18 protein-coding genes, 1 tRNA gene and 1 pseudogene are annotated in these 26,483 nt (G+C 65.1%); 7 read left to right on the top strand and 13 right to left on the bottom strand.

Translation table 11 applies throughout. The features are described from left to right. Positions 1–17: 17 nt before the first annotated feature. The 3 genes from ACVWYP_RS26685 to ACVWYP_RS26695 are packed head-to-tail and all read left to right on the top strand — an operon-like array spanning position 18 to position 3,502. On the top strand, positions 18–1,466 hold the full coding sequence (locus ACVWYP_RS26685; RefSeq protein ID WP_411780476.1) for a type II and III secretion system protein family protein: 1,449 nt from the start codon (positions 18–20) through the stop codon (positions 1,464–1,466). A 33-nt stretch (positions 1,467–1,499) separates the two neighbouring features. After that, positions 1,500–2,237, top strand: coding sequence for a CpaD family pilus assembly protein (locus ACVWYP_RS26690; protein WP_304500312.1), 738 nt, complete (start codon positions 1,500–1,502; stop codon positions 2,235–2,237). Further along, entirely contained in the window at positions 2,234–3,502 is a 1,269-nt protein-coding gene (locus ACVWYP_RS26695) for an AAA family ATPase (protein WP_028339755.1), read from the top strand. The genes ACVWYP_RS26690 and ACVWYP_RS26695 overlap by 4 nt, the downstream gene beginning before the upstream one ends. A gap of 19 nt (positions 3,503–3,521) precedes the next feature. Here the strand turns inward: ACVWYP_RS26695 and ACVWYP_RS26700 are convergent, their stop codons facing one another. Further along, entirely contained in the window at positions 3,522–4,346 is an 825-nt protein-coding gene (locus tag ACVWYP_RS26700) for a tetratricopeptide repeat protein (protein WP_411780475.1), read from the bottom strand. Positions 4,347–4,486: 140 nt separating this feature from the next. Continuing rightward, on the bottom strand, positions 4,487–4,732 hold the full coding sequence (locus ACVWYP_RS26705; RefSeq protein WP_026192789.1) for a PilZ domain-containing protein: 246 nt from the start codon (positions 4,730–4,732) through the stop codon (positions 4,487–4,489). Between the two features lie 338 nt (positions 4,733–5,070). Between ACVWYP_RS26705 and ACVWYP_RS26710 the strand changes: the two genes are divergently transcribed. Further along, positions 5,071–6,768, top strand: a complete 1,698-nt coding sequence (locus tag ACVWYP_RS26710; protein ID WP_028339753.1) for a Na/Pi cotransporter family protein — start codon at positions 5,071–5,073, stop codon at positions 6,766–6,768. 49 nt (positions 6,769–6,817) lie between these two features. On the opposite strand, the gene ACVWYP_RS26715 is transcribed toward ACVWYP_RS26710, so the two are convergent. From ACVWYP_RS26715 to ACVWYP_RS26745, 7 genes are all read right to left on the bottom strand, one after another. After that, entirely contained in the window at positions 6,818–8,617 is a 1,800-nt protein-coding gene (locus ACVWYP_RS26715; RefSeq protein ID WP_304495453.1) for a M23 family metallopeptidase, read from the bottom strand. A gap of 141 nt (positions 8,618–8,758) precedes the next feature. Further along, the gene (locus tag ACVWYP_RS26720) at positions 8,759–9,097 is read right to left on the bottom strand and encodes a lipid-A-disaccharide synthase N-terminal domain-containing protein (RefSeq protein WP_016845896.1); all 339 of its coding nucleotides are present in this window, start codon (positions 9,095–9,097) and stop codon (positions 8,759–8,761) included. Beyond that, positions 9,097–9,888, bottom strand: a complete 792-nt coding sequence (locus ACVWYP_RS26725) for a glycosyltransferase family 2 protein (protein WP_304495454.1) — start codon at positions 9,886–9,888, stop codon at positions 9,097–9,099. Before ACVWYP_RS26725 ends, ACVWYP_RS26720 begins: the two co-directional genes overlap by 1 nt. A 66-nt stretch (positions 9,889–9,954) precedes the next feature. Next, a complete protein-coding gene (locus ACVWYP_RS26730) occupies positions 9,955–10,800 on the bottom strand; it encodes a phosphatase PAP2 family protein (protein ID WP_304495455.1) in 846 nt (281 codons plus the stop codon). Between the two features lies 1 nt (position 10,801). Continuing rightward, positions 10,802–12,466: an ArnT family glycosyltransferase gene (locus ACVWYP_RS26735; RefSeq protein WP_304495456.1), complete on the bottom strand. Its 1,665-nt coding sequence runs from the start codon at positions 12,464–12,466 to the stop codon at positions 10,802–10,804. Positions 12,467–12,629: 163 nt separating this feature from the next. After that, complete coding sequence (gene pbpC / locus ACVWYP_RS26740) at positions 12,630–14,744, bottom strand: penicillin-binding protein 1C (protein ID WP_304495457.1); 2,115 nt, start codon at positions 14,742–14,744, stop codon at positions 12,630–12,632. After that, positions 14,741–19,948 carry an alpha-2-macroglobulin family protein gene (locus ACVWYP_RS26745; RefSeq protein ID WP_304495458.1) on the bottom strand — a complete coding sequence of 1,736 codons (5,208 nt, stop codon included), beginning with the start codon at positions 19,946–19,948 and terminating at the stop codon, positions 14,741–14,743. The genes pbpC and ACVWYP_RS26745 overlap by 4 nt, the downstream gene beginning before the upstream one ends. 286 nt (positions 19,949–20,234) lie before the next feature. On the opposite strand from ACVWYP_RS26745, the gene ACVWYP_RS26750 reads away from it, so the two are divergent. Beyond that, positions 20,235–20,311, top strand: a tRNA-Arg gene (locus ACVWYP_RS26750). A gap of 190 nt (positions 20,312–20,501) precedes the next feature. Here the strand turns inward: ACVWYP_RS26750 and acuR are convergent. Further along, positions 20,502–21,134, bottom strand: coding sequence for an acrylate utilization transcriptional regulator AcuR (acuR, locus tag ACVWYP_RS26755; RefSeq protein WP_165123711.1), 633 nt, complete (start codon positions 21,132–21,134; stop codon positions 20,502–20,504). Between the two features lie 128 nt (positions 21,135–21,262). Here acuR and ACVWYP_RS26760 point away from each other — a divergent pair. Further along, positions 21,263–21,423, top strand: a pseudogene (locus ACVWYP_RS26760) (transposase); the annotation flags it as partial. Here ACVWYP_RS26760 and ACVWYP_RS26765 read toward each other — a convergent pair. Continuing rightward, positions 21,410–23,023 (bottom strand): alpha/beta hydrolase domain-containing protein, encoded by a 1,614-nt coding sequence (locus tag ACVWYP_RS26765; protein ID WP_456684230.1) that lies wholly within the window; start codon positions 23,021–23,023, stop codon positions 21,410–21,412. The pseudogene ACVWYP_RS26760 and the gene ACVWYP_RS26765 overlap by 14 nt on opposite strands. 113 nt (positions 23,024–23,136) lie before the next feature. After that, positions 23,137–23,631 (bottom strand): hypothetical protein, encoded by a 495-nt coding sequence (locus tag ACVWYP_RS26770; RefSeq protein WP_304495481.1) that lies wholly within the window; start codon positions 23,629–23,631, stop codon positions 23,137–23,139. A 1,235-nt stretch (positions 23,632–24,866) separates the two neighbouring features. Here ACVWYP_RS26770 and ACVWYP_RS26775 point away from each other — a divergent pair. Continuing rightward, on the top strand, positions 24,867–25,295 hold the full coding sequence (locus ACVWYP_RS26775; protein WP_453946006.1) for a DUF992 domain-containing protein: 429 nt from the start codon (positions 24,867–24,869) through the stop codon (positions 25,293–25,295). A gap of 690 nt (positions 25,296–25,985) precedes the next feature. Here the strand turns inward: ACVWYP_RS26775 and ACVWYP_RS26780 are convergent. Continuing rightward, entirely contained in the window at positions 25,986–26,399 is a 414-nt protein-coding gene (locus tag ACVWYP_RS26780; RefSeq protein ID WP_028339728.1) for an SRPBCC family protein, read from the bottom strand. Positions 26,400–26,483: the final 84 nt, after the last annotated feature.

Below are 26,483 nucleotides of genomic sequence, written 5' to 3' on the forward strand. Positions count from 1 at the left end.
CGACGGGTGCGAAACAAATGGCGACGTCGACCACGCTGGTCCGCGCGCTGTCATTCTCGGCGATCACTGCGCTGATGCTGATCCCTGCCCTTGCCAGCGCGACCGATCCCGACAAGAACGCGGATGTCGCGGTGACGAGCAGCATCGCCGCCAAGACGCGCTCCGTCTCGCTCGGCGTTGGCAAGTCGGTCGTGGTCGATCTGCCGCGCGAGGCCAAGGACGTTCTGGTCGCCGATCCCAAGATCGCCAACGCCGTGATCCGCTCGGCGCAGCGCGCCTATATCATCGGCGCGGCGGTCGGCCAGACCAACGTGGTGTTCTTCGACGCCGACGGCAACCAGGTCGCCTCCTACGACATCGCGATCAAGCGCGACCTCAACGGCATGCGCGCCGCGCTGAAGCAGATGCTGCCCGGCGTCCAGATCGAGGGCGTCGGCGACAGCGTCGTCCTGACCGGCACGGTGGCAAGCCCGGTCGAGGCCCAGCAGGCCGGTGACATCGCCGCCAAACTGGTCGGCAGCGCCGACAAGGTCGTCAATTCCATCGTGGTCCGCGGCCGCGACCAGGTGATGCTGAAAGTCACCGTCGCCGAAGTCCGCCGGGACGTCGTGAAACAGCTCGGCGTCGACCTCAGCGCCAACATGAACTACGGCACCGCCGCGGTGGTCTTCAACAACGCCAACGCCTTTACCGCCAATAATGGTGCGCTCGCCCCCAGCAACGGGCTGACGGGCGCAGCCCTGAACAAGCTCGGCGTACCGACCGTCACCGCGACGCTGCGCGCGATGGAGAGCGCGGGCGTCGTCAAGACGCTGGCCGAACCCAACCTCACCGCGATCTCCGGCGAGTCGGCGACCTTCATTTCGGGTGGCGAGTTTCCGATTCCGACCGGTGTCACCTGCCAGACGACGACGTCGGGCACGATCGGCAATTGCGTCCAGACCGTCAGCTTCAAGAAGTTCGGCATCTCGCTCAACTTCACTCCGGTAGTGCTGACCGAGGGACGGATCAGCCTGAAGGTGATGACCGAGGTCTCCGAAGTCTCGATGGAGAACGCCCTGACCGGCGGTCAGAACGGCACGACCATTCCCTCGATCAAGACCCGCCGCGCCGACACCACGCTGGAGGTGCCCTCCGGCGGCTCGATTGCGATGGCCGGTTTGATCCAGGAGCAGACCAAGCAGGCCATCAACGGCATGCCCGGCGTCGATCAGATCCCGATCCTCGGCCAGCTCTTCAGGAGCCAGGACTTCGTCAACAACGAGACCGAGCTCATGGTCATCGTGACGCCCTACGTGGTGCGCGCCGTTGCGCAGAAGGAGCTGTCTCGTCCCGACGACGGATTTGCCCCGGCTTCCGACGCGCAGTCGGCGCTGCTGGCGCGCGTCAATCGCATCTACGGCGTTGCCGCCCGCAGCGAGCCGATCGGCGCCACGCCGGTCAATTTCGGCTTCATCATCGACTGAGGCGCGGACCTGAAGGGGTTGGGGGATCCTATGATGACACGCAACACACAAGCCGGTCGTGCCAGGACGCTGTGGCTGTTCGGCGCCCTCGCCGTCAGCGCGATCGCGCTCGGCGGCTGCAATCTGACGAGCGATGTCGTCACCGGCACGGTGCCCGACGACTACCGGCAGCGGCATCCGATCGCCGTCACCGAAGGCGAGCAATCGATCGTCGTCTTCGTCGGCCGCGCCCGCGGCAACCTCACCGAAACCCAGCGCGACGACGTCATGGGGCTGGCGCGCACCTGGCGCCGCGAAGGCACCGGCGCGATTGCGATCGACGTGCCGGCCGACAGCTCGAACGCGCGCTCGGCACAGGCGGTGTATCAGGAGATCCGCGGCCTGCTGGCGTCGATGGGCGTGCCCGCCCATGCCATCACCAGGCGCTCCTATCATCTCGATGATCCGCGTGCGCTTCCGACCATTCGGCTGAGCTATCCGAAGATGGCCGCCGTCGCCGGTCCCTGCGGAGTGTGGCCGAGCGACCTCGGTCCCTCGATCTACAATCCGAGCTACAACGAGAACAAACAGTACGACAATTTCGGCTGCGCCACGCAGCGTAACCTTGCCGCGATGGTCGCCAATCCGTCCGACCTCGAACAGCCGCGAACCGAGACCGCAGCCTATACGCCGCGCCGTACGATCGCGTTCGATAAATACCGCAAGGGTGAGTCGACCGCGACCGCCTACCCCGAAACCGAGAAAGCCAAGCTGAGCGACGCCGCGAAATGACCGAACAGCAAGACGAGCCGCAGCACGCCAACGATTACATCGCGCCGGCGCCGCGGATTTCCGTGCAGGCGTTCTGCGCCAGCGTCGCGACCGCCGCGAACGCACGCGCGGCTGCCGACGACCGCCGGCTCGCCAAGGCTCATCTCTCGGTCCATATGGGCGGCATCGCCGCGGCGATCGACGCCTACCACAAGGCGCCGACGCCCAACGTCATCATGCTGGAGACCGAGCCGGATCATGATTTCCTCGCCGGTCTCGACGAGCTCGCCACGGTCTGCGATCCCGGCACCCGCGTCGTGGTGCTCGGCATGCCCGGCGAGACTGCGCCGTATCGCGAATTGGTCCGGCGCGGCGTCAACGACTACGTCATCGGGCCGGTCAAGGTGCTCGACATCGTGCGCTCGATCTGCAGCCTGTTCTCGGCCTCCGAAGCGGTCTCGGTCGGCCGCCTGATCGCGGTCGCGGGCGCCAAGGGCGGCGTCGGCGCTTCGACCGTTGCCCACAATGTCGCCTGGACCATCGCGCGCGACCTTGGGCTGGACTCGGTGGTCGTCGATCTCGACCTCGCCTTCGGTACCGCCGGCCTGGACTACAATCAGGACCCGGTGCAGGGCATCGCCAACGCCGTGTTCTCGCCCGAACGTCCGGACTCCGCGTTCATGGAACGCCTGCTCGCAAAGTGCGGCGATCATCTCAGCTTGCTGGCGGCGCCGGCCACCCTCGACCAGGTCTACGATTTCGGCGCCGAAGCGTTCGATGCCATCTTCGATACGATGCGCATGACGACGTCCTGCATCGTGCTCGACGTGCCGCATCAATGGACCGCCTGGACCAAACGCGTGCTGGTCGGTGCCGACGATATCCTGATCGTTGCAGAGCCCGACCTCGCCAACATGCGCAACACCAAGAACATGATGAACCTGTTGAGGACCGCGCGTCCGAACGACCGCCCGCCGCTCTACTGCCTGAACCAGGTCGGCATGTCCAAGCGCCCCGAGATCGAGGTCAAGGATTTCGCCAAGACGATCGAGAGCCAGCCCATCGCGGCGATCCCGTTCGACTGCAGGCTGTTCGGTGAAGCCGCCAACAACGGCCAGATGATCGCGGAAGTCTCCGCGCGTCACCGCACCACAAGGACTTTCCTGCAGATCGCGCAGCGCCTCACCGGCCGCCCCGATCTCGCCGAAGCCCGCGAGTCGTTCCTGTCGCCGATCCTCAAGAAGCTGCAGTCGCGCCGAAACGACGGGCGCCGGGCCGCCGGCTAGCGTCCCGCTTGAAACCGTCCTAGTCGCGGCGACTGGCCGCGACCGGGATCTTCTCGGCGTCGGTGCGGCTCGCATCCCTGCGCGCCAACAGCCGTTTCAGCGCGGCGACGTTGGCTGAGCCCTGCTCCGGCGTCAGATCGGCCTTCATGATGGTTTCCGCCTCGGACTGGCGGCCCTGCAAGCCAACCACGACGGCGAGATTGGTCCGCACCCGCATGTCGCCGGGGGCGCGCTCGCGGGCACGGCGCAGCGTCTCCTCGGCCTTCGGCAGGTCCTTCGACAGCAAATAGGACAACCCGATATTGGAGAGCACTGACGGATCGTCAGGCACGATCTTCAGCGCACTCGCATAGTACTGCCGCGCCTCGTCGTGGCGATCGAGCTGATCGAGCACGGCGCCCTGCGCCGACAGGATGCGCCAGTCCGGATCTTCCGGCGTATGCGCGCGCCCGAGCACGTCGAATGCCTGCTGGAAATTGCCGTTGTCGGCGAGCGCCCGTCCGTAACCCGCGAGCAGTGCCTTGTTGCTGGGCTGCGCCAACACCGCCTGCTCCATGACGGCGACCGCCTGGGCCCGCTGTCCGGTGGCGCGCAATGCCCGGGCGTATTTCAGCGCAGCGTCGGTGTCTTTCGGGTTGGCGCGGACGCGCTCGTGGTAGGTCGCGATGTCGCGCCGCGGATCGGCGGGTGCCGGCGTGGCCTCCGCCGTGTCGCCCAATGAGCCGGTGATGTCAGACGGGCCGGAGGTTTGACAGGCGGACAACCCGATCAGCAGGATCGCGGCAGATACCGTGCCCGCGAGACGGCGCGCGCGGCCTGAGGGTCGGGGTAATTTCTCAAACATAAAGCGAGACTCGGAACGGCGAAGGTTCCGGGATGCTCACAGCTTAACCCTAAGGTCCGGTTAAGGATGCCATCATGTCGCCGTCATCCGGCCCAGATCCGGTGCCGGACGCCCGGCGAGAAAGCAGCGAAATCGCTGGTTCAGTCGACGAACTGGGCGCCGAACTCGTGCCCGATTTGCCAGGCCAGCCGGCACTGACGCGGACTGCCGGTCGACAGGATGATGGTGAATTCCGGCGGGATCTCCAGATATTCGGCGATCACCTTGACGCCGCCGGCCGAAATATCGGTGATCATGCAGTCGCGTGGCAGCGACCCTGTGCCCAGCTGAATTTTGGCGACGCTCCGGCACGGGCGGCGTTCGCTCTTGCGGCGATTCATAAACATTCTGATCCCCAAGCCTTTCTGGGCAACTTCCTGGCCTATCGTCATAACCGGGAAAGATTGGAAACTGCCTAGCGGAACCGATCGCAATTGAGCGGTCGCGTTCGAGATTCGTTTACCCGGGGCGCCCTCGTCGGGGCCCCAGAAGCTTGCTTCAATCAAAGATTGAATAGTTGAGAATTGTCGCTGCAGGTCGCATAACGCTCTCCCGATGGGCCAATCCACTCAGCTGCGTGCGTCGCTCCCGCCCGGGCTCGCATGAGAACAAAAAGGGGTTGATCGCCAGTCGATAGACGATACCTATATCCTTTCGACTCGAATTCGCCGGGATGCCAGGAAGCATGGGAAGCATTGTTCTGCTCGATCTGATGGGGGGCGTGGCGCTCCTGCTGTGGGGCCTGCACATGGTCCATAGCGGGATTCTGCGTGCCTTCGGGCCGGATTTGCGGTTGCTGCTCGCCCGGGCGCTGCGCAACCGCTTTACCGCCCTTGGCGCCGGTCTCGGCCTGACCGCCCTGCTCCAGAGTTCGACCGCGACAGCCCTGATCACCAGTTCCTTCGCCGCCGAAGAGATCGTCAGCCTGGTGCCGGCGCTCGCGATCATGCTCGGCGCCAATATCGGCACCACGCTGATCGTGCAGGTGCTGTCGTTCAACGTCGCCGCCATCGCGCCGGTTCTGTTCATTGTCGGCCTCGTCGCGTTCCGCAGCGGACCGCGCTCCCGGATCAAGGATCTCGGCCGCGTCTCGATCGGCCTCGGCCTGATGCTGCTGGCGCTGCACATCCTGCTCGATACGATGGCGCCCGCCGAGAATGCCCCGGGCGTGCGCGTGTTCCTGGGCGCGATCACCGGCGATCCGGTGCTCTGCATCCTGATCGGCGCCGTCGTCACCTGGCTGGTCCATTCCAGTGTCGCCAGCGTGCTGCTGGTGATGTCGCTGGCCTTTTCCCAGTTCATCTCGCCCTATGCCGCATTTGCCCTGGTGCTCGGCGCCAACCTCGGCAGCGCCATCAATCCGTTGCTGGAGGGCGCGCGGCGCGACAACCCGGCGAGCTACCGGCTGCCGGTCGGCAACCTCGTCAACCGCGTCGTCGGCATCCTGCTGGTGGCGCCGTTCCTGCGCCCGATCACCGAGATCATCTACGCCTGGCAGCCCGATCTCGCCAAGGCGACTGCGCTGTTCCACATCGCCTTCAACGTTGCGACCGCGCTGCTGTTCATCGGCGTGCTCGATCACATGGCGCGGCTGCTCGAGCGTCTGTTGCCGAAGCGAGCGCAGGAGACCGATCCATCACGGCCGCGCTATCTCGACGAGAGCGCGCTGGAGACGCCTTCACTGGCGCTGGCCGATGCGGCGCGCGAGGTGCTGCATATGGGCGATCACACCGAGGCCATGCTGCGCAAGGTGATGGCGGCGATGCTGACCAACGATCGCGCCCTGGTCGACCAGGTGTCGAAGATGGACAACACCGTCGACCGGCTGAACGAGGCGATCAAGCTTTACGTCACGAAACTCACCCGCGGCAGCCTGGACGAGCGCGAGGGCCAGCGCGCGATGGAGATCGTCGCGTTCGCGATCAATCTCGAACATATCGGCGACATCGTCGACAAGAACCTGAGCGAGCTCGCGACCAAGAAGATCAAGCATCGCCTGCAATTCTCCACCGAAGGCGCCGAGGAACTGTCGGCATTCCACAAGCGCACGATCGACTCGCTGCGGATCGCATTCGGCGTGTTCATGTCGGGCGACGCCAACGAGGCGCGCAAGCTGCTCACCGAGAAGGCGGCGCTGCGCGCGGCCGAATTGGCCGCCGTCGAGCGTCATCTGGAGCGCCTGCGCGAAGGCCGGCCCGAAACCATCGAGACCACTTCGCTGCATCTCGACGTGCTGCGCGACCTTCGCCGCATCCATTCGCACATCTGCTCGGTCGCCTATCCCGTACTCGATGCCGCCGGCGAGACCGCCGCCGATCGCGAGAGCACGATGGCGACGACCGACGTTGCGGCGCCCGTGCCTTCGAGCTCTCCGGGCTCCTGACCCCTGCAAGGCCCGCGACGGCGACATGGCCTGATGCGATCTGCGCTCGCTATGTCGGCGGCCGATGTTCGGAGCCGAAACGCCGCTGTGGAAGCGCGGAGACGGCGGCGAGTTGGTTGATGCTGTCACGCTGGCGATCGAAGGCCCCAAGCAGGTCGCCTTGCAGCAGCCGGCCGCCTGAGAGCTTCATCCGAAGCGGATCGACGTTGCGGCCGTTGATCCGCACCTCGTAATAGAGATGTGGTCCGGTCGAGAGCCCGGTCGATCCGACAAAGGCAATCGTCTCGCCCTGACGAACGCGGTCGCCGATCTTCAGCCCGGACGGGAAGCTCGCGACGTGGGCATAGGTCGTCTCATAGCCGCGGTCGTGCCGCACGCGGATATATTTCCCGTACCCCCGTTCGTACCCTTCGGTCTCGACGACGCCGGCGCCGGCGGCCGCGATGGGCGACCCATAGGGCGCCGCATAATCGACGCCCTCATGGAAGCGGCGGTCGCCAAGGATCGGATGAATCCGCCAGCCAAAGCCGTCGCCGAGCCGCCCGCTCACGACCGGCTTGCGCAACAGGAATTTGGTGATGGACTGGCCGGTCTCATCATAGAAATCGGAGCTGTTATCGTCCGGCGCCGTGAAGCGATAGTACCGGCGGGCCTGCCCGCCCGCCGTCAAGTCAATGAAGACCAACTCCGGCTGACCGATGTCGTTCGGCGCGTAGATGATCTCAGCCACATCGGCGTCGCCGAGCGGCTCGTCGAGATCGAAATCGCGACCACAGAGCCGCATCAGTTCAGCAACGATTCCCTGATCGACGTGGTTGGAGCGCGCAAGCGCGTTAAGGCCGTCACGGAGCGTTTCGCCCGGAACGGAATGCGTATCGATCGACTCACGCAGCGGGCTATCGCTCCGCACGGCAATGTCGGGCTGTTCCGGCACGATCGCCCGGTATTGGCCGCCATCGGTGCGACCGACGGCGGACACATTGGAGCCGGCCCGTTCGATCGACACCTTCGCGACATGGCCGCGCGCCGAACCGGCGTCTCCGCCTTGTTCGATGACCGTGATTTTGTCGCCACCGGACAGACTCTCTCGAGCGCCCGGCGATGGGAAGGCGGCGAGGATCGCCGGCGCGTCCTCCGCGGCCGCCGTCAGCGCCCGCAGAATGGCGGCCAGCGTGTCGCCGCTTCTCGCGATAACGACATGTCGCCGGTGACGCGACGACGAAGGAGACTTCGGAAGGTTGGTGACGTTGACAGCCTCACCTATCGGAGCCGGCGGATGCGGCACGTCCTCACCGTCAGCATAGGCGCTGGTGCCGCCCGGCAGTGGGCGGCGCGATGGACCTGTCCGTATGATGGCTGGCAGTTCCGACAGCAGGTCGCGTTGCGAGCCCGGTCGCGCGTCGTCCTTTTCGTCTCCCCGCGCTTCCTGTCGTGGTTCGAGATCGATCTCCGCGAGCCGCGCTGACACGCGGGTAAATCGACGGACCGCGCCGGCATCGCTCAGCTGCTCAATCTTGAGCGCAGCGGAACTGCCTTGCGAGCCGAGCCTGCGGTCGAGACGATCGCCGCGCCGCGCCTCGTCAACCACCTGCCCTGCGAAGCGCGGAAGTGACACGACCGGCGCGCTTGCGAATCGCGCGTGATCGCCAAACGCCCCGCGAAGCGCGCCAGCAAGAAGAGCGACGGCCGCGGATCCGATCAGAATCGTTCCCGCCATCCAGCGGAAACTGACGGCGCGCCGGTCAGGCAATTTGCGCTCGCCGGTCAGCGGCGGCTCGTCAAGCGACGGAACATCGCGGACGCCCGATAAATAACCACCCGCTTTCGTCGCTTCGTCACGGCTGGTCATCAACGCCCCTCATCCCCTGGGGCACGGTCTCGAGATGCCGCCACGCCCACGGCAGGCCGTAGATGCCATGCGCCTTGGGGCGAATCTTTGACCTTGGTTCAGATCCGGTCGCAATTGATGCCGGGCTGACGGTGACGGCAATCAGCTATCGAGCGTCTTCGACCCGCGGCCGCGGTTCTTCACGATCAGCATGATGTTGCGGATATAGATCAGCGTGGCGAGCCCCTGCCCGATGATGATGACGGGCTCGCGCTTGGCAAGCCCGTAGATCAGCGTCATCAGGCCACCGCCCATCGAAAAGAACCAGAACGCCATCGGCACCACGCTCTGGCCGGCGCGCTCGCTGGAGATCCACTGCACGAGGAAGCGCGCGGTGAAGAACAGTTGCGCGATCAGGCCGAACGCCAGCCAGAAGTCGAACTTGGCGATGAACACGTCGTAGAGATAGGCGCTCAACGCCTGACCGTACTGAATCAGCATCACTTCACCTCGGTCACGCCCGGCACGCCGGCGACATCGGGCACTTCAGCGACCACTTCAGTGACGACCGGCGTCGGCTTCTTGCGGCGGATCAGCCACCACACGCCGGCGAGATCCATGATCCCGATCCAGAGCCGGTCGAAGAATCCATAGTTCGACACGCCGGAATGGCGCGGCCGGTCGACGACGTCGACATAGGCAATCGTCAGCCCCTCGCGGCGGACCAGTGCCGGAAGAAAACGATGCAGCCCGTCGAAGTAAGGCATCGCCAGAAACACCTCGCGCGGAAACGCCTTCAGACCGCATCCGGTGTCGCGGGTGCCGTCGCGCAGGATGATACCGCGCACCGTGTTGGCGATGCGCGATTGCAGCTTCTTGAAGCCGGTGTCCTTGCGCCCGACGCGCTGGCCCGCGGCGAGGCCGACGCGACCGTTGCCGCTTTCGACCGCCGCGATCAGGTCCGGCAGGAAGGCGGGATTGTTCTGCCCGTCACCGTCGAGCGTCGCCACGATCCCGCCGCGCGCGGCGCGCACGCCGCTGCGCACGGCCGCCGACTGGCCCGACGAGACTGCGTGGCGGAGCTGCCGGAGATTGCGCCGCTCGGCCATGACCGCGCTCAGCCGCTCGCCGGTGGCATCGGTCGAACCGTCATTGATGTAGATGATCTCGTAGGCCCAGCGTCCGTCGAGCGCGGCCGCGATCTCGGCGATCAGCGGCGCGATATTGTCCGCCTCGTTGCGCACAGGCACGACGATGGAAACGGCGACCGGCGTCTGGTCGGGAGCAGGCAAATCGGCACTCGTGGTTGGTATTGTCGGCGATGGAACCAGCCCGATCCGACCGTCGGGCGACCGCTTTTATGGGGCGAAGGCGCTCCTCGCAACCCTTTTGAGACGCCCGTCCGACGGTCCTGACAGCGCCACCACAGTGCCGTCGCGATGAATGGCAAAACCAAGGCGGCGGGCGGCGAACCAGTAGCGCACGACCATTGCGCCGATCACCCCGACCAGCGCCCCGGCCACCACGTCGCTTGGATGATGCGCCAGCAGCACGAGCCGGGTCGCGGCGATCACCAGCGCATAGACCAGCATCGCGAACCGCGCGCCCGGCCACACCGCGGACACGGCAAAGGCCAGCGCGAACGCGGTGATCGAATGTCCCGATGGAAAGCTCGAATAGGCCTCGGTGCCGGCGAAATGCTGGAAGTTGAAGGCATTGGCCTTACCGCCGACAAAGGGCCGTCCGCGGCCGACGGTCCACTTGATCAATTCACCGACAGCGACCGAGAGCACGACCGACAGAAACAGGTATTGCAGCCTTGTCCCGAGGCCAAGCAAGGTGGCGCGCGGCACGCCGCGCAGCGCAGGCGCCGCCAACGCGACCGCGATCAGCAGCAGGCCAAGCGCGCACAGCACATACTCGTCCTTGCCGAAATCGGTGAGCGTCTTCACCCACCAGAGACCCGGCGTGCCGCGTGGCGGCATCAGACTGATCTCGGTCACATCGAACGCATACATCAGCGTGATGATCACGGCACCGACAATGACGACGAGCAAAAGTCCGTGGCGCGCGGAGCGGCGCGCCGCCTCGGCGCGGCGCGAATGCGATGGCGCCCGCACGAGCTGGGCGAGGGACAGCCAAACCAGCGTCAGCAATCGTCCGAAATAGTTGGCGGATTCCGGGGTCGCTGGCGGCGCCGGCATGTCATTCCGTCCCTTCGGAACGGAAGATCGCGATCGAGACCGCCTTGCCCTGCGAGATGTTGTAGCCCTCGACGCGCACCGGCGCGTTGTAGCGCAGGCCGATCGCCTCGGCGCGCTGCACGAAGGCGCGCTCCGAGCGCTGTTCGACCAGCGCGAAGCGGCAGGAGCCCTGCCCGAGGAAATCCGCGGCGCCCGATCCGTCGGTGAGCAGCGTCGAGGTATCGGTCATGAACACGAGGCTCGGCTCGTGGAACCCGGCGGCTGCCGCCTTCGGGCCGACGCAGGTCACGTTGCGCAAGGCGCGTGCGACCTCCTGGCTCGGAAATACGGTGGTGAGCCGCGGCAGCACCACGCCATAGGTGCCGGCTGCCATCAGCGCCGCGGCAATCACCGCATTGAGCAGCGAGCGCTCGGCGCGGCTGTCCTCGAACAACCACCACGCGAACAGGCCGAACACCATCGCGACCGCGAACAACGGCCAGGCCGGAAACACCGGCTGATGGATCGCCTTGATCGCGCCGACGATCACCAGCACCGCGCCGAAGGCGGGGATCGCGAACCACCAGGCGGCGCCCCGCAACAGCCAGGGCGAACGCGACAACACGCGCCGCTCCAGCGCACCGACGGTCAGGATCGCGATCGCCGGATAGAGCGGCAGCACGTAATGCGGCAGCTTGGTCAGCACGGCCTCGAACACGATCCAGGACGGGATCAGCCACGCCAGCAGGAACTGCGCGCCGGGCTCGCGCCGCGCGCGCCAAACCGCAGGCGCCGCCATGCCGGCCAGCGGCGCGCCGGGCCAGAACGTGATCCAGAACAGCAGCAGATAGATTCCAGGCGGCGCGCCGTGGGATTCCTGCGCACCGAGCTTGCTCAGCATGTCGCCGCCGACCGAGTCGGCAAAGAAGGTCTCGCCGGCGCGCAGGAAGATCAGCACGAACCACGGCAGCACCAGCACCAGGGTCCACATCAGGCCCCAGACCGGACGCATGCGCCAGAACCAGGCCGCCGACCGGTCGAGAATCGCAAGCCCCGCCATCGCAAGGCCGACGAACATCAGGATCAGCGGCCCCTTGAGCAGAATGCCGACCGCCAGCGCCGTCCAGAAGACCGCAGGCGGGACCCATGACGGGTGCGCGGGGTCCTCGCCGCGCTGCCACGACAGATAGACCCGCGCCATCGCGCCCATCGCCGCGGTGACCGTCAGCAGCAGCATCGCGTCGGTCTTGGCGAGCCGGGCTTCGACCCCGAGCAATACGCAGCTTGCCATCATCAGGGCGGCCAGCACCGCCCCCTGCCGCGTCACGAAGGCCAGCGCCGTCCAATAGGTCAGCAAAACGGCGCCGATGGCGCCGATCAGGGACGGCAGGCGGTACACCCAGATGCGGACCTGGGCGCGCGGCACCCCGAGCGCGGAGACAGTCTTCAGCGCCGCCGCCTGCATCCAGTAGATGCCGACCGGTTTCTTGTAACGGACGTCGTCCTGGAAGCGGATGTCGACGAAATCGCCGCTCTCGACCATCTGCTTGGTCGCCTGGGCAAAGCGGACCTCGTCACGGTCAATCGGCGGGATGGTGAAGAAGCCCGGCAGGAACAGCACCAGGCAGGTCAGCGTCAGGAACAGGACCGAACGCCATTGGCTGGCCGTTGCGAACTCGAACGCCATGAACAGCCTGCGGCTCGAATGCGCAGGTTTTACAGACTGTTGCCCTGCTCCGAAGCGCCGGGGTTGGAGGCCATCCACCATGGGTTTCGCATACGATGAAACCGCAGCGCAAACAACTGTGCTGTTCCGCTTTCCGACCTTACTGGTCCGCTTTCCCGTGCGATCATTGCACGCGGATCACAACGGTATCCGCGGCCCCTGTGGCGTCGATCACGGTGAGCCGGGCGAAGCCCGGCCCCGGCGGGTCGATCAGGCGCTGGCGCCGGCTGTCGATGTCCCCGGCTGAGACACCGTTCACAAGGACCGTCAGTGGTAGCACCCCGCCGGCAACCTTGACCGGCAGCGCGGCATTGCGGCCGCCCTCGGATAGATCGACGTCGATGCGTGAGCCGTTCAGCGGAAACTGAATGTGCGGGGCCTGGTCATTGCCGCTACGGACCAGTTCGCCGAGCGGCCGGAAGCGGCGCAGCGGCGGCGGCAGTTTCGCGTTGGAGGCGACCAGAACGCCGCGTGGCGGCTTCGGCAATGCCGCCGGGATTTTGCCGGTGCGCGCAAAGGCGTCGAACAGGATCGGCGCCGCGGCCGTACGGCCGACCAGACCCGGCACTGGCGCGCCGTCGGGACGGCCGACCCAGACGCCGATCGTGACGCGGCCGTCGAAGCCGACCGACCAGGCATCGCGATAGCCGTAGCTGGTTCCGGTCTTGAACGCGATCCGGTTGTGCACGCCGTTCTCCGGCGGCGGCGTGCCGAGCAGGACGTTGCCGACCTGCCAGGCCGCAGCCTGATCCATCAGCCGCATCGTGTCGCGGCCGTCATTGGCCTGCATGATCTCGCGCAGCGGCTTGGTCGCGCCAAGCCGCGCCAGGCCGGAATAGAGCTGGGCGAGATCCTGCAGCGTGATGCCGACACCGCCGAGACCCATCGCAAGGCCCGGAGCCTCGTCCTTCGGCAACACGAGACTGGTGCCGGCCTGCTTCAGCCGCGACGACAGCCGGCTGGCACCGACCCGGTCGAGTAGCGCGATCGCCGGCACGTTCAGCGACAATTGCAGCGCCTTGCGGATCGGCACCGTGCCCTGGAACGTCATGTCGAAATTTTCCGGCGCGTAGGTGCCGAAGCGGATCGGCCGGTCCTCGATCAGGCTGTCGGGATGGACAAAGCCATCCTCGAAGGCAAGGCCATAGATGAACGGCTTCAAGGTCGAGCCCGGCGAGCGCACGGCGCGCGTCATGTCGACCTGCCCGGCCCGCCGCTCGTCGAAATAATCCGCCGAGCCGACGCGCGCGAGCACATCGCCCGTCTCATTGTCGACCACGACGATCGCGACCGAGACGTCAGGCCCCTGCGCGATGGCGCGGTCGCGCGCCAGCGCCTCCAGGTTCCGTTGCAGCGTGGCGTCGAGCGTCAGCTTGACGACGGGCGCATCCTTCATCGTCGCGATCGCCTGATCGGACGAATGCGGCGCCAGGATCGGAATCTGCTTGCGCATCTTCGGCACCGCCGTCGCCGTTGCCTGCGCGGCATCGTCCTTCGACACCACGCCATCCTCGACCATGCGCTCGAGCACGCGGTCGCGCGCGGCGTGGGCGGCGTCCGGGTAACGGTCGAGCCGCCGCCGCTCCGGCGATTGCGGCAGCGCCACCAGCAGCGCGGCCTCGGCGAGCGACAGCCGCTTCGGCTCCTTGCCGAAATAGGCGATCGAGGCGGCGCGGATGCCCTCGAGATTGCCGCCGAACGGCGCCAGCGCAAGATAGAGATCGAGGATCTGGTCCTTCGAAAGCTGCCGCTCCAGTTCGACCGCGCGCACCATCTGCCGCAGCTTTGCGTAGACCGAGCGCTGGTGGCGCGGCTCGATCAGCCGCGCCAGCTGCATCGTGATCGTCGAACCGCCCGAGACGATATGGCCGCTCGTGAGCAGCTGGAATGCGGCGCGCGACAGCGCCAGCGGATCGATGCCGTGATGCTCATAGAAGCGCTTGTCCTCATAGGCGAACAAGAGCTTCAGATAGGCGGGATCGACGGACGTCTTGGCGTCGACCGGCAGCCGCCAGCGCCCGTCCGCCATCGCATAGGCGCGGAGCAGCTTGCCGTTGCGATCGATCACCGTGGTCGAGACCTGCTGGGCCTTGTCGAGCGGCAGCGGCCCGAGCGACACGACCCAGGCGGCGAAGGCGCCGGCTGCGCACAGCGTCGCGACGGCACAGATCGCAAGGACCGTCTTGATCCGTGGCCAGCGCGATCCGCGTACCGGTGCTGTCCTCAACGTTCTACTCATTTCGCCGGCTTCACCTCAACTGCGCCGGTTCCGCTGCGGCCGTAGCGCGAGGGATTGTACATGTCCTCGACATAGGCCTGCGGCAGCACATATTTGCCCGGCGACACCGCGCGCACGACATAGGCGACCGTAAACACCGATTTGTCATTGGCGCCCCGGTCGATCGCCGCCGTGAAGCGGTCATCGCGGAACTCGGTGTTCTTCGGCTCGACGCCGTCCTCGATCCACGCGAGCGTACCGGAGTCGCCCGACGACACCAGGTTCGGGTTGTCGATCTCGAGCCCGGCCGGCAGATAGTCGGCCACCATGATGTGCCCAAATTCCGGTTTTGCTTCCGTGACCTTCAGGACAACCGCGAAGCGGTCATTCTGTTTCGCCTTGGCGACATCGGCCGGCTTGCCATCGAGCGTGAAATAGCTGCGCTCGATCTTGAAACCGTTGGAGGCCGCCGGCTCCGGCGTGACCGGCGAGCCCGACACCGAGATCACCGCCTGCACAGGTGCGTCTCCGGTGTTGGTGATCCTGAGCGGCTGGCCGGTCATCTCCTCGGCCTTGTAGCTGCGATAGACCGCGGTCTTGACCGGCTGGCCGTTGATATCGAGCGCCAGCGTTTCCTTGGCGAGCGCCCGCGCCGCCAGCACCATCCACGCATTTTCCTGCGTCGAGGTGTAGGGCGACAGTCCCCGCGCCGCCTCGACCCGCAGCACGGCCTGCGTCAGCGTGGTGCGCGGTGCATTGCCCTCGCCGGCAAGCGAGACCAGCGCAGCAGCGTCGCGCAATGCCGAGCCGTAGTCGACCCGGCCGAACTCGATCACGGGTTTCGGGTTCAGCGCATCGAGCGCGGCACCATAGACCCGCTCGGCCCTCGCCTTGTCGCCGACCAGCGCCAGCGCCGCGGCAAGTTGGGCCTTGGAGATCGGGGTCGCCAGATTGTTCAGCTTGGTGTCGGCGAGATAGCGCAGATCACCGATCGGTGCTGCGCCGTTGCGCGCGAGCACGTAGAGGCCGTAGGCCAGATCGCGGCCGCCGTCCTTCTCCGGCTCGTTGGCATTGACCACCGAGTTCCTGACGCGGTCGAGCGCGTTCTTGAACAGCACGTCCGGCACCGCAAAGCCCTTTTCGCGGGCCCGGGTCAGGAAGTCTGTGACGTAGGCATCGAGCCAGGCATCGTCGCCGCCCGCCGACCACAGGCCGAACGAACCGTTCGAGCCTTGCCGAGCGAGGAGCCGTTCGATCGCGTCGCGGATGCGCTGGTCGACTGCTGTGTCCATCGCGAGATGGGCGCCGGCGGCGAGATCGTTGACATAAAGCAGCGGCAGCGCGCGGCTCGTGATCTGCTCGGAGCAGCCATAGGGGTAGCGGTCTAGCGCCTTCAGAATGCTCGCGGCATCGAGCGCGGTCGACAGGCTCGCCGAGACCGACACGCTGCCGGTGCCCGGCACGAGATCGGAGAACATGTCCGAGGTCAGTGTCAGGCTCTCGCCCTTCGCCAGCGTGCGGATCGAGCGGCGCGCCAGGACTTGCGTCGCCGGCTTGACGTCGAGCGCATAATGCCGCGCCAGCGTCAGCCCGTTCGGCCCGGAGATGTCGACGTCGAACTCGGCACGTCCGGCGCCGCCGGCCTCGAGGCCCAGCGACAGCGAGGAGCGCTGCTTGGCGGCGAGCTTCACCGTCGTGGTCGAATTGCCCGAAGCCTTGATCGGGCCGCTCGCCTTGACGCTGATGGCGTAGTTGCCTGCTGCGCCTTCGACATTGTCGATATCCATGCTGATGGTGCCCTTGTCACCGGTCAGCAGGAAGCGCGGCAATGTCGCGGTCACCACCACGGGATCGCGCACGATCACGTCGACATTGGCGCGGCCAACCTTGGTTGCGCTCCACGCCACCGCCATCACCCGCGCGGTGCCGGCGAATTCCGGGATGTCGAAGCTCACCTCGGCAGTGCCGTCAGGCCCGACCGTGACGATGCCGGAATAGAGCGCCAGCGGCTTCTGCGTCGGCGGCGAGCCCTGCAGCTCGGCGCCGGCGGAGTCGCCGCCGCTGCGGATCTGGCCGCGGGTGCCCTGCATGCCGTCGATCAGCTGGCCGTAGAGGTCGCGGATCTCGGCGGTCAGGCGGCGCTGACCGAGATAGTAGTCGTCCGGCGCCGGCGGCTTGTAATTGGTCAAATTGAGAATGCCGACATCGACCGCGGCCAGCACCACCTTGGCGTCCTCGCCGGGATTGAGGCCGCCGAGCTTGACCGGGATCTTCAGCGTCGAGGCCGGCCGCACCAACGCGGGCGGCGACAGTTCGACGGCAAGCGTGCGCGCCTTCTTGTCGATGCCGAACCATTTCAGCCCGATCGCGCGGCCGGGCATGCGCCCGGCGGCGGCATCGAGCGGACGACGCAGCGTCGTCATGACATAGGCGCCGGTGCCCCAATCCTTGCCGACGGGGAGCTTGACCTGCTGGGTACCCTCCTTGACGTCGACGCTTTGGGTGGTCAGCAGGCGGTCGCCAAGCACATAGACCGTCAGCTTGCCTGATGTGCGCGCGTTGACCGACACCGTCATGGTGTCGCCGGATTGATATTCCGGCTTGTCGATCGAGGTTTCCAGCAGGTCGGGCGTGTCGGCACTGCCGTCGGAATACCAGCCGACATCGAACTGCACCGAAGTCACCGGACCGTCGGCATCGGTCGATTTCACATCGAGCCGGTAGCGGCCGGGCTGCGGCTGGAAGGTCAGGCGCATCGGCTTGTCGGCGGCAAGGTTGACGTCGCCATCGGCAACGCGGCGGGTCGACTTGACCGGCTCATACTGCCAGGACGAATTCTGCCGGTACCACTGGTAACGCGACTCGAGCTTCAACAGCTCGTAGCGCAGCCCGTTGCGCGGCAGCTGCTTGCCGTCGGGCGCGACGAACACGACGTCGAACTCGGCCTTGTCGCCCTCGGCCACGCTCTTGTCGCCGAATAGCGGCTTGACGCCGATCAGCGAGGCCACCGGGGCCACCGGCAGTACGATCTTGCGCTCCACCGAGCGGCCGCCGGTCTCCGCCATGCGGATGTAGATCTGGGCCTCCTGTGGGCGGGTCGAGGTCGGCACCTTCTCGAGCTTCACCGGGAACGTCGCCGCGCCGTTGGCATCGGCCTCCGGCAGGTCCTCGATCGGGGTCCGCTCGTTGCTCGCGGTCGGCTCGTCGTCGACGCCGAACTGATAGCCGACATAACCGGGCCGACCGTTCGCCGCGGGCGCCACCAGCATGTCGCCCTCGAGCTGCAGGCCCGAGGCCGGCGCGCCGTAGAGGAAGTGGCCGGAGACCTGAAGTTCCACTGGAACTTCAGCTTTGATCACCTTCTCCTTGCTGGTCAGATCGAATTCGACCCGTTCGGGGATGTAATCCTCGACCATGAAGGTGGTCTCGCCGACCGAGGAGCCCTTCGGATCGGTAAAGACGCGGGCGCGCCAGGTGCCGGTCGGCACCGCCGAATTGAGCGCCACCGCCAGCATGCGGCCGCCGGCGCCCTGGTCGGGCAGCACGGCACGGCGGAATTCGACGCCGTCGGGGCGCTCGATCACCATGGTGAGCGGCGTCCCGGTCAGGGCGTTGCCCTGCCCGTCGCGCAGCAGCGCGGTCAGATAGACGGTCTCGTTGGAGCGGTAGACGCCACGCTCGGCGTAGACGAAGGCGTCCGCGCCGGCCGGGATCGCCCGGCCCGCAACGCCGCGGTCGGTGAGATCGAACGCATTGGTCTTCAGGCTCAGGAAGGCGTAGTCGGCCTTCTCGCCCATGACCGTCAGCAACGCCGGCGACAACCCTCCCTCGCCGCGGGCCAGGCCTTGCTCGAACAGCACGTGGCCGGCGGCATCGGTCTTGCGGGTGGCCAGGATCTCGTTGTTGCGGGCGACCAGCTTCACATCGGCGTTGGCGACCGGTTCGGTGGAAGCCAGCGAGTTGACGAAGACGTGGATACCGTCATTGCCGGAGAAGGCCGACAGGCCCATGTCCGAGACGATGAACCATTGCGTCGCCAGTGTGCCGTCGTCGTCGGTGCCCGGCCCCTTGGCCGCGGCGGTCATGACATAGACACCGGGCTGCAGGTCGCCGAGCGCCTGGTCGACCGGAAATGCCGTGACGACGTCCTGATTCAGCGTCGTGGCGGTCGCAAGCTCGCCCGACCACACCTTGACGCCGCGCTGGTCGCCGAGATCGGAGAGCTGGTAGCGGCTCAGCGTGCTCTGGAAGTCGCTGTCGATCACCGTGTTGATCAGGTTGCGGTCGCCGATCCGGAAGACGTCGACCTTGACCGCCGGCGTGTTGACGCTGACCACCGGGATACCGCGCTGTCCGGTCCGCGGCAGCACATAGGCCCGCCCGGTGAACCGCACGAACGGCTTGCGGTCGCGGACATAGATGTTGAACTCGGCCGATTTCGGCAGGGTCTCCTTGACGGTCGAAGGCAGGCCGGCGCGCAGATTGATGTTGTACCGCTCGCCGTGCTTCAGCCCGTCGACGCAGAGCTGCTGGCCTTCCGCCGACAAGGCCGGCTTGTCGGTGCCGGCGAGCGCCAGATAGGGCGCGAAGTCGACGCGCTTGGCGAGCTCCTCGGAGAACTGGAAGCAGGCCCGCGGCGAGGCCGCGTCGGAATCGACGGTATAATCGAGCAGCCGGAAACCGTGCTCGTCGCGCATCTTCTCGTACTGGCCGCGGACGTCGGCGACCTCACGCATGTCGAGCGACAGCCGCAAGCTGTCCAGCGCCGGGCGCCACAGCTTGCGCTCGGCAAGCGCTTTGCCGAGCACGGCGAGCGCGTCCGCCTCCTCGCCCGCATTGCCGGCGCGCTGATAGGCGATGTAGGCGGCGGTCGAGGCGCGCTCCATCAGAAACGTCTGTTCGCTGGAGCTCGCCGACCGGATCTGGAAGATCGTCCGGGCGAGGCGCAGCCAGTTGGCGCCGTCCTCCGGCGTGGTCGCCGCGATCTGGCCGAGGATCTGCAGCCCGCCGCGGAAATCATTGCGCTTGAAGGCGGCGTCGGCGTCGGTGCGCAGGGTCGCGGCCGATTTGTTGACCGCGCCGGCCTCGCTCTTGATCTGGGCTTCCAGCTTGATCGCGGAATCGGCGAGATCGTCGCGCTTGAAGGCCTTGTCCGCGGCCTGGGCGCTCACCAGGGCGAGCAGCAGCGTGGCGCATATCGTGGCGGCACGAACCAATCCGATCATGATGGAGCTCCTGAACGCCCCGCGGTCGAACGCCGCGTTGGGGCCAAAAATGCGCGAAAAGGTGACGGAGTGAAGGCGCGGACATGAACGGACGAAAACGTCGCAGATCGCATTGCCGACATTCCTTTGACCAGCCCCGGCGGCAGCATCGTGCGGCGCGACGGGCTGGACAGGCCAACGCAGGGCGGGTCCCTGCTCGCCTTTGTCGCTCGACCACAAAAATCGGTTCGGCCGGACTTGGCGGAAAGGCGGATTTTTCATATTGGCGGTGCTACAAGGCCGCCACGGTCCCGTAGCTCAACTGGATAGAGTAGCGGATTTCTACTCCGCGGGTTGCAGGTTCGAATCCTGCCGGGATCGCCAGATTTCAGAGGCCAAAATTCCTTGGATTTCAAAGGCCTTTAGCTGGTTTGCGGTGCAAAGCTAATTCACTCTTTGTGTAGAACAGATGCCGATCAATGCAGCTGTTTGACGCCAAATGTTGCACCAATCCCCGAACCAATTCCGCAGCGAAACGATTGTTTGATATTGAACGACCCAATGAAAAAAAGGCTCATTTACTGAGGAGCTTGAAAAAACCTTTCGAGAAGGAGTGAAGCGGCTCGGAACGGCGCTCGAGTTTGGCGCGCAGGACCGCGCCCTCCCAGCCGATCCAGAAGAATTCGGCAAGCCAATCGCAATCGTGGCTGGAAGAGATCGCACCCATGGTTTGAGCAGACCTCAAGCACTTGGCTGTGCGCTGCTGCCAGTCGATGAACACAGCGAATAGTTGCTGACGAAAAGATTGTGGAAGTGCGCCCATCTCCTGGCCAAGATTGCCGACCAAACAGCCGCGCGTATAACGGAAGCGCTTCATGGCAAACGCAGCATCGTCGGTAAAACCCCTAAGCCTCTCCAGCGGGGGGTGTTGCTCGTTCAGGAAGAAGCTGTCGAGCTTCCGCGAAAAATAGGCAGCGTAGCTGTCGATCAGTTCCGCTCCAAATGCTTCCTTGCTCGGAAAGTAGTGGTAGAACGAACCCTTTGGCACGTCGACGCTACGCAAGACTTCCTCGATTCCCGTCGCGGAATAGCCCTTCTCCGTCAGCATGACGACACCTGCACGGACCAGCGCGTCACGGGTCGCGCTATAGCCCGCAAATTCTTTAGGCGGTCGCCCGCGACGGCGGAGAGGCAGCGTCTTGCTCATGCAGATTATAATAGACCGATCGTCTAGGAGAAGGAAGCAGCAAGTGACGGCGCCTGCTTGGATTGACCTGCTCCCCTGAAACGCCCCGGTTTTAAGTTACGGTTCTGTTCTCCAGTGAAGAGACGACCATGCGTAAGAGCAGGTTCTCGGAAGAGCAGATCATCAAGGTGCTGAAGGAGCATGCTGCCGGCCGTCGCCAGGTGATCTGTGTCGGAAGCACGGCATCAGTGATGCGACGTTCTACAAGTGGCGATCGCACGTGACCCGGGCGTCCCTCAGCGTGGCGCGTCATTCGCAGGGGCGGGTGCGAACAGTTTGCTCGACGCGGCTTCCTGAACGACCACCGCGGCATCTTCCGGCAGCATGAGGCCGCGCGTCACGAGGTCCTGCGCGGCGATGCGGATCCGGTTCACGTAATCGTCGCGGGTGCGATAGCGCTCCTCGATCGACGGACGGGTGTCTGGCGTGCGTTCCCGTTCCGCTTTCGTCGCAGCGAAGGGCGAGAAGGATCCAACCAGCATGCAGGTGAACGTCTGCGGCTGGTTCTGTCCGCCATTGGTGCCGGTCGGCACCGCGATGTCAGGCAGCCGGACGCCGCCGAGCGCGTTGCCGTCCTGATCGCGCTTCGGCACCTGGATCACGGCAGCGGAAAGCGCGGTCGGTGCGCGCAGCGCGGGCGGATCGCCGCTCGCGGTATCGAGCGGCATCAGTTCGCTGGCGGGCGGCTCGGCGTTGCGGCTCACCCAGTCATCGAGATGCAGCAACAAGGCCCGCGACAAGGGAGCCCAATCGAGACGGCCGGGCGATTGCGTGCACGTGGGCGCCTTTAGAACCACCACATGCGAACCGCCGGCGACATCGTACATCCGCACATTGGCGGGGAGCGGCTGGTCCGCGGTACCGGACACGCCGGTGCGGCCAAGCGAAGCGCGCAGCGAGTAGTAATCGGTGGTCGAGTTGACCAGCATCATCTTCGGCGGCACCTCGCCGCGCGCCGCGACCTTGGCGGTGATCTCGCCGATCGTGAGCGGCCCGTCATTCACGCCGGGAAAGTCCGGATTGGCGAAGCTGGGAGCCTCCTCGCCGCTCGATTTCGGCCCAAGGCCGGTCTGCAGGATCGGAAGAAGACCAGCAGCCGAGACGAACACATGCATGCCGTCGAATACGCGCCGGTTGCCCACCATGTTGAAGCCGTTCAAGAGAAAGGTCTTCAGGAAGCGTCCGTCCTGGGATTTGCCGCTCGCGAGCACGCGGCTGATAGCGCCCTTGAGCGGGTTCGGCGTTCCTCCGGCGTCAGTGGCTGCGTGCGCGAGGAAATCCGCGGCATCGCGCACGATCGCAAAGCCTACCCCCTCGACGTAGCGCGTCTTGCCGTCGCTGTCGGCGAACGAAGGTAGCTCCGCGCCCTGTCCGAGCTCCCAATGCACCTCGGCGATCGCAAAACCGTGGTCCTGGAGAAAGCCGGTGCCCTGCTCCAGCGTGCCGGAGAGAAACGGCGCGTCGCGCGGCGAGTTGTAGAGCGCCTCGGCGTAGACGCGACCGCGGTTGGGCACATCCACCAGCAATGCGCCGTTGCCGGCGCGCAGAGCCGCCGGCATCATGAGAATGATCTTTGCCGCGTAGTCGACGCGCCCGCGTTCATTGCGCGCCGCCTTGTCGATGCCCGGAATGGCCTCTTGCGGCGCCAGGTCGCCATGGATCATGCCCTGCCAGATCACATAGTCGCCGGTGCGAAACGTACCGTACGGCTGCTTCGAGGTGAATTCGATTTTGGTGACTTCCGCGGACGCAGATCGCGTCACAGCGATGAGGCTGAGCAGGCAGAGCAGAAACGACACGATGGGCCTGTTCAGGTGCAACATTTGGAATCCTCCCGGCTTGATCGCCATGACGTTTTTGGTGTCGCCGTTGTCCAGATATCGTCACAGGGGGAGACATCGTGGAAACGGACATAATGGACCGGCAATTTCTCACCGGTCCATCGCCTGTCGCGAAGACCTTCTCACTCCATCCAATAGTCGATGTCGGTCTGATTGGCATTGACGCCGGCCTTCGGCTCGGACGGCCCATGGCTGCTAATGATGCCACGCATCCTGGCGAGGCTACCTGTGCCTCCAGTAATGACGCCCGATGTCATGTTTGTAAGCTTCCCGTCTCCACTGCTTTGGGCGACCAGAGACGTCCTGACAAAAAACTTGTCGCCATTCTCCAGTATCCAGACGTTGTAGATGAGGGCCGGACCATTGTTATCGATGTAGTCCGACATGCCGCGCGTCCACTGCTCCTTCAACTTCGACCCGTTGATCATGGGGGCATCGTCCCCATAGGTCCGCCGAATTTCGAAGAGCCGAGCTTGATGTCCCGGAATATCGCCAACGTCGATGATATGTTGGTGGGTGTATATCGTCTGAGTTGCCGGGGTATCGTAGCTGACATGGTGCTTCTGCTGGGCCATGGCCACCGGAACGGTCAGAGCCATTGCGAGAGCGATCGTCATTCCAAGCGCGATCCTGTGAACCATACGTGACCTCTCTTGTTGGAAACCAGCCAACCGCGAAGGAGTCGGCGGACGTTGTTTGTTGAAGGTGTCTCGATCAATCCGTCAGCGCTCGGCAGCGACCGAACTCCGCCAAAGCCGATATCACTGCATTTTACCGGGACCCATTAAATTAGACCGATCGTCTAATATTTGGCTGAGAGCGATTTCGCGAATCACTCTTTATTGACGACGCTTTGTCGGCACACGTTTCCTGCCGCGAAGGCAGCGTCTCGATGCCCGACGTCAACGACGAAGGCGAGCGCCACGCGCGCCGCGAGCGTGACCGGGCATGGGCAGCGCGCCAGGCGCGGCAGCTCAATGCCGATTGCGAGGAGGAGATCGCGCGGCGGCACGGCGCCCGGTTTGTTTCTACTCCGCGGGTTGCAGGTTCGAATCCTGCCGGGATCGCCACCCTGCTCCCCTCAATGAAACCATTTTCCGCAAGCCGCGAAGCCTGCCGGAAACAAAGGCGGCGTAGCGTCCGATCATTGGACCAAAGGGGATTCGGTCATGTGGGATTTCATCAACGAATTGTATCGGGATTTTTGCCTCGCTCGCCTGCAGGAGATGCGGAAGCTGGAGCACCATAGCTGATCGGGCGGAGCATTGATGGCGATCAGCCGTTCTCGCCGCACGGCTTGGATCACCCCGACAATCGGACCTTCGCCAGCGCACAAGTCGCCAACATCAGTCCATCACGGGACGCCAGTCCCCGTATGACTACGGGGGCGCTCGAACCTTGGCGCCGGTTTTGCAGACATAAACATGACTGGGATTGCGGGCCCAGATTGGAACAGGGCGCTGCCGGGACAATGAATTTCGAGCCCGGCGGCGTAATTTTTCGGGACAGGCTCACGCGGTGATCCGACCGCCTTGGCGTTAGTGCCAGGGTCGGTCCCTTACTTCGCCCCGTTGCCTCTCCTGCCTGGAAATCGACCTTGCGCGCGCACGCTCGTTCGACGTCGATAGATCCACCATCGAGGTGTTGGCCGGGACGACGGCGAAGAAATATCGCCGTTGGTTGATCGTCGTCCTCCTGGTCGGTCGCTCCCGACCGTCGCCAGCAATCAAACCAATCTCTAAGGCTCTCTTAACCACAAACGAAGGCCGCACGCGGGGTCATTGGCCGTTGCGCGCCGATCCGCGTTGTCCAGCACCATGCGTATGTCAAGCCGTTCGATCGCCTCTGCTCTGTGTGGTGGGCGGTTCTCGCTGCGCCGCTCGCAGCCGCCAATGCGCAGCAGGTGCAGGCCGGAACGCTTGAGTGTCGTGGCGGACCCGATACCGGGTTCGTCGTGGGTCCGGTGACCAACCTGAATTGCGTGCTGCACGTCGATAGCGCGCCGGACAGTCGTTATGTCGCGGCCATCCGCAATCTCGGTGTTCTGATCGGAGATCAAGAAGTCGCTGTGACCTGGAAGGTGATGGCGCCCGTGCCGTGGCTTGGAAGCGACGATCTCGCCGGCGGCTACGCCCATGCCGACGGCGCCGGCGTCAACGTTCTCGCCGGCGGCACGAATACACCGATCACGTTGCATCCGTTGAACGAGCAGAACGCCCCCTCAACGCCGCCCCTGAAAATCAAGAACCTCGAGATTCGGCCGGTGGACCGCTGGCCCTGAGCGCAGCCGGGTGATGGCTCGCGCGGACGCCAGAATGCACAACGCCGTCCGCTTGAAATACATGCGAACGGCGTTGGCCCTAGCCCCAGGAAGGTGATGCAAAATCCTGACAGCTCCAAGAATGCACACTTTGTGCCAGCGGCGCATGTCCCAAATTGGCTATCACGCGGCATGGCCCAAATGGGCCATTTGGAAACACAGAAACGAAGATAAGTTAGGCACCGAGGCGCCGGCGACGGTGCCTCACGACCAAAGTGTCTACTTGGCCTCAGCGTGGCCCACGCGCTGAGGCCTTTCTTTTTTTGATGTTCGCCGTGTGCCGAAATCAGTCGCCGTCTTTATCATTCAGCGCACGAAACGATTCCGTAGTTCTCCGTGCGTGAACAAAGTTCCGACGGCGATTGAGAGACCGATCGCTTTCTGTTCGTGCGTTGCAGGTTCCAACACTTGCCGTGAGCGCCGGGAGCGCGCTTCGCAATTTCTTAATCCAAGAATGCGTTCTTAGGGGATTGTGAGTGCACGCCTCGGTCGTCGATATAGCAGGGACCGCGATGGACGATTCCGGGATCGTCCTTTTTCCTCGATGAGGATTCGCACGACTCAAACATCAAGCGAGCAATGCGGACGCAGCACGCAGCGATCACGCCGCGCGCGGTCGCTTCAGTGTCACGCCGCCCTCCGATCGCCGGATCAGGACCGCCGCTTGGCTTCGACGTAACGCTTGAAGTTATCCAGGATCGCCTGCCAACCGCCGCGCTGCTGCTCGACCGAATGGGTATCCTCGCTGTCGAAGCTGACCTGCACCTTGACGCCGCCGGTCTCCGGCGTGAATGCGACCTGCGCGCTGCGATCGCCGAACGAATATTCGAGCAGACGGGGCTCCTCGACCCTGGTGTAGGTGCCCGCGAAATCGAACCCCATGCTGCCGTCCTTGGCTTCCATTCGCGACGAGAAGGCGCCGCCGGTGCGCAGGTCGACCGTCGCGGCGGTCGTGTGCCAATCGTCGGAAGCCGCGTTCCACTGCTTGATGTCGTCAGGTGTCGTGTAGGCGCGCCAGACATCCGCGATCGGCGCGGCAACGGTCGTTTCGACGGCAATCTTCATATGTATTCCCTCGTCGCGATGGGGTGAAATTGACGCGCTTCCCGGGCGGCGCCGGACCGCGGCCATTCTATTAGGGCCATAGAT

The organism is Bradyrhizobium sp. USDA 3262, assembly GCF_054060035.1.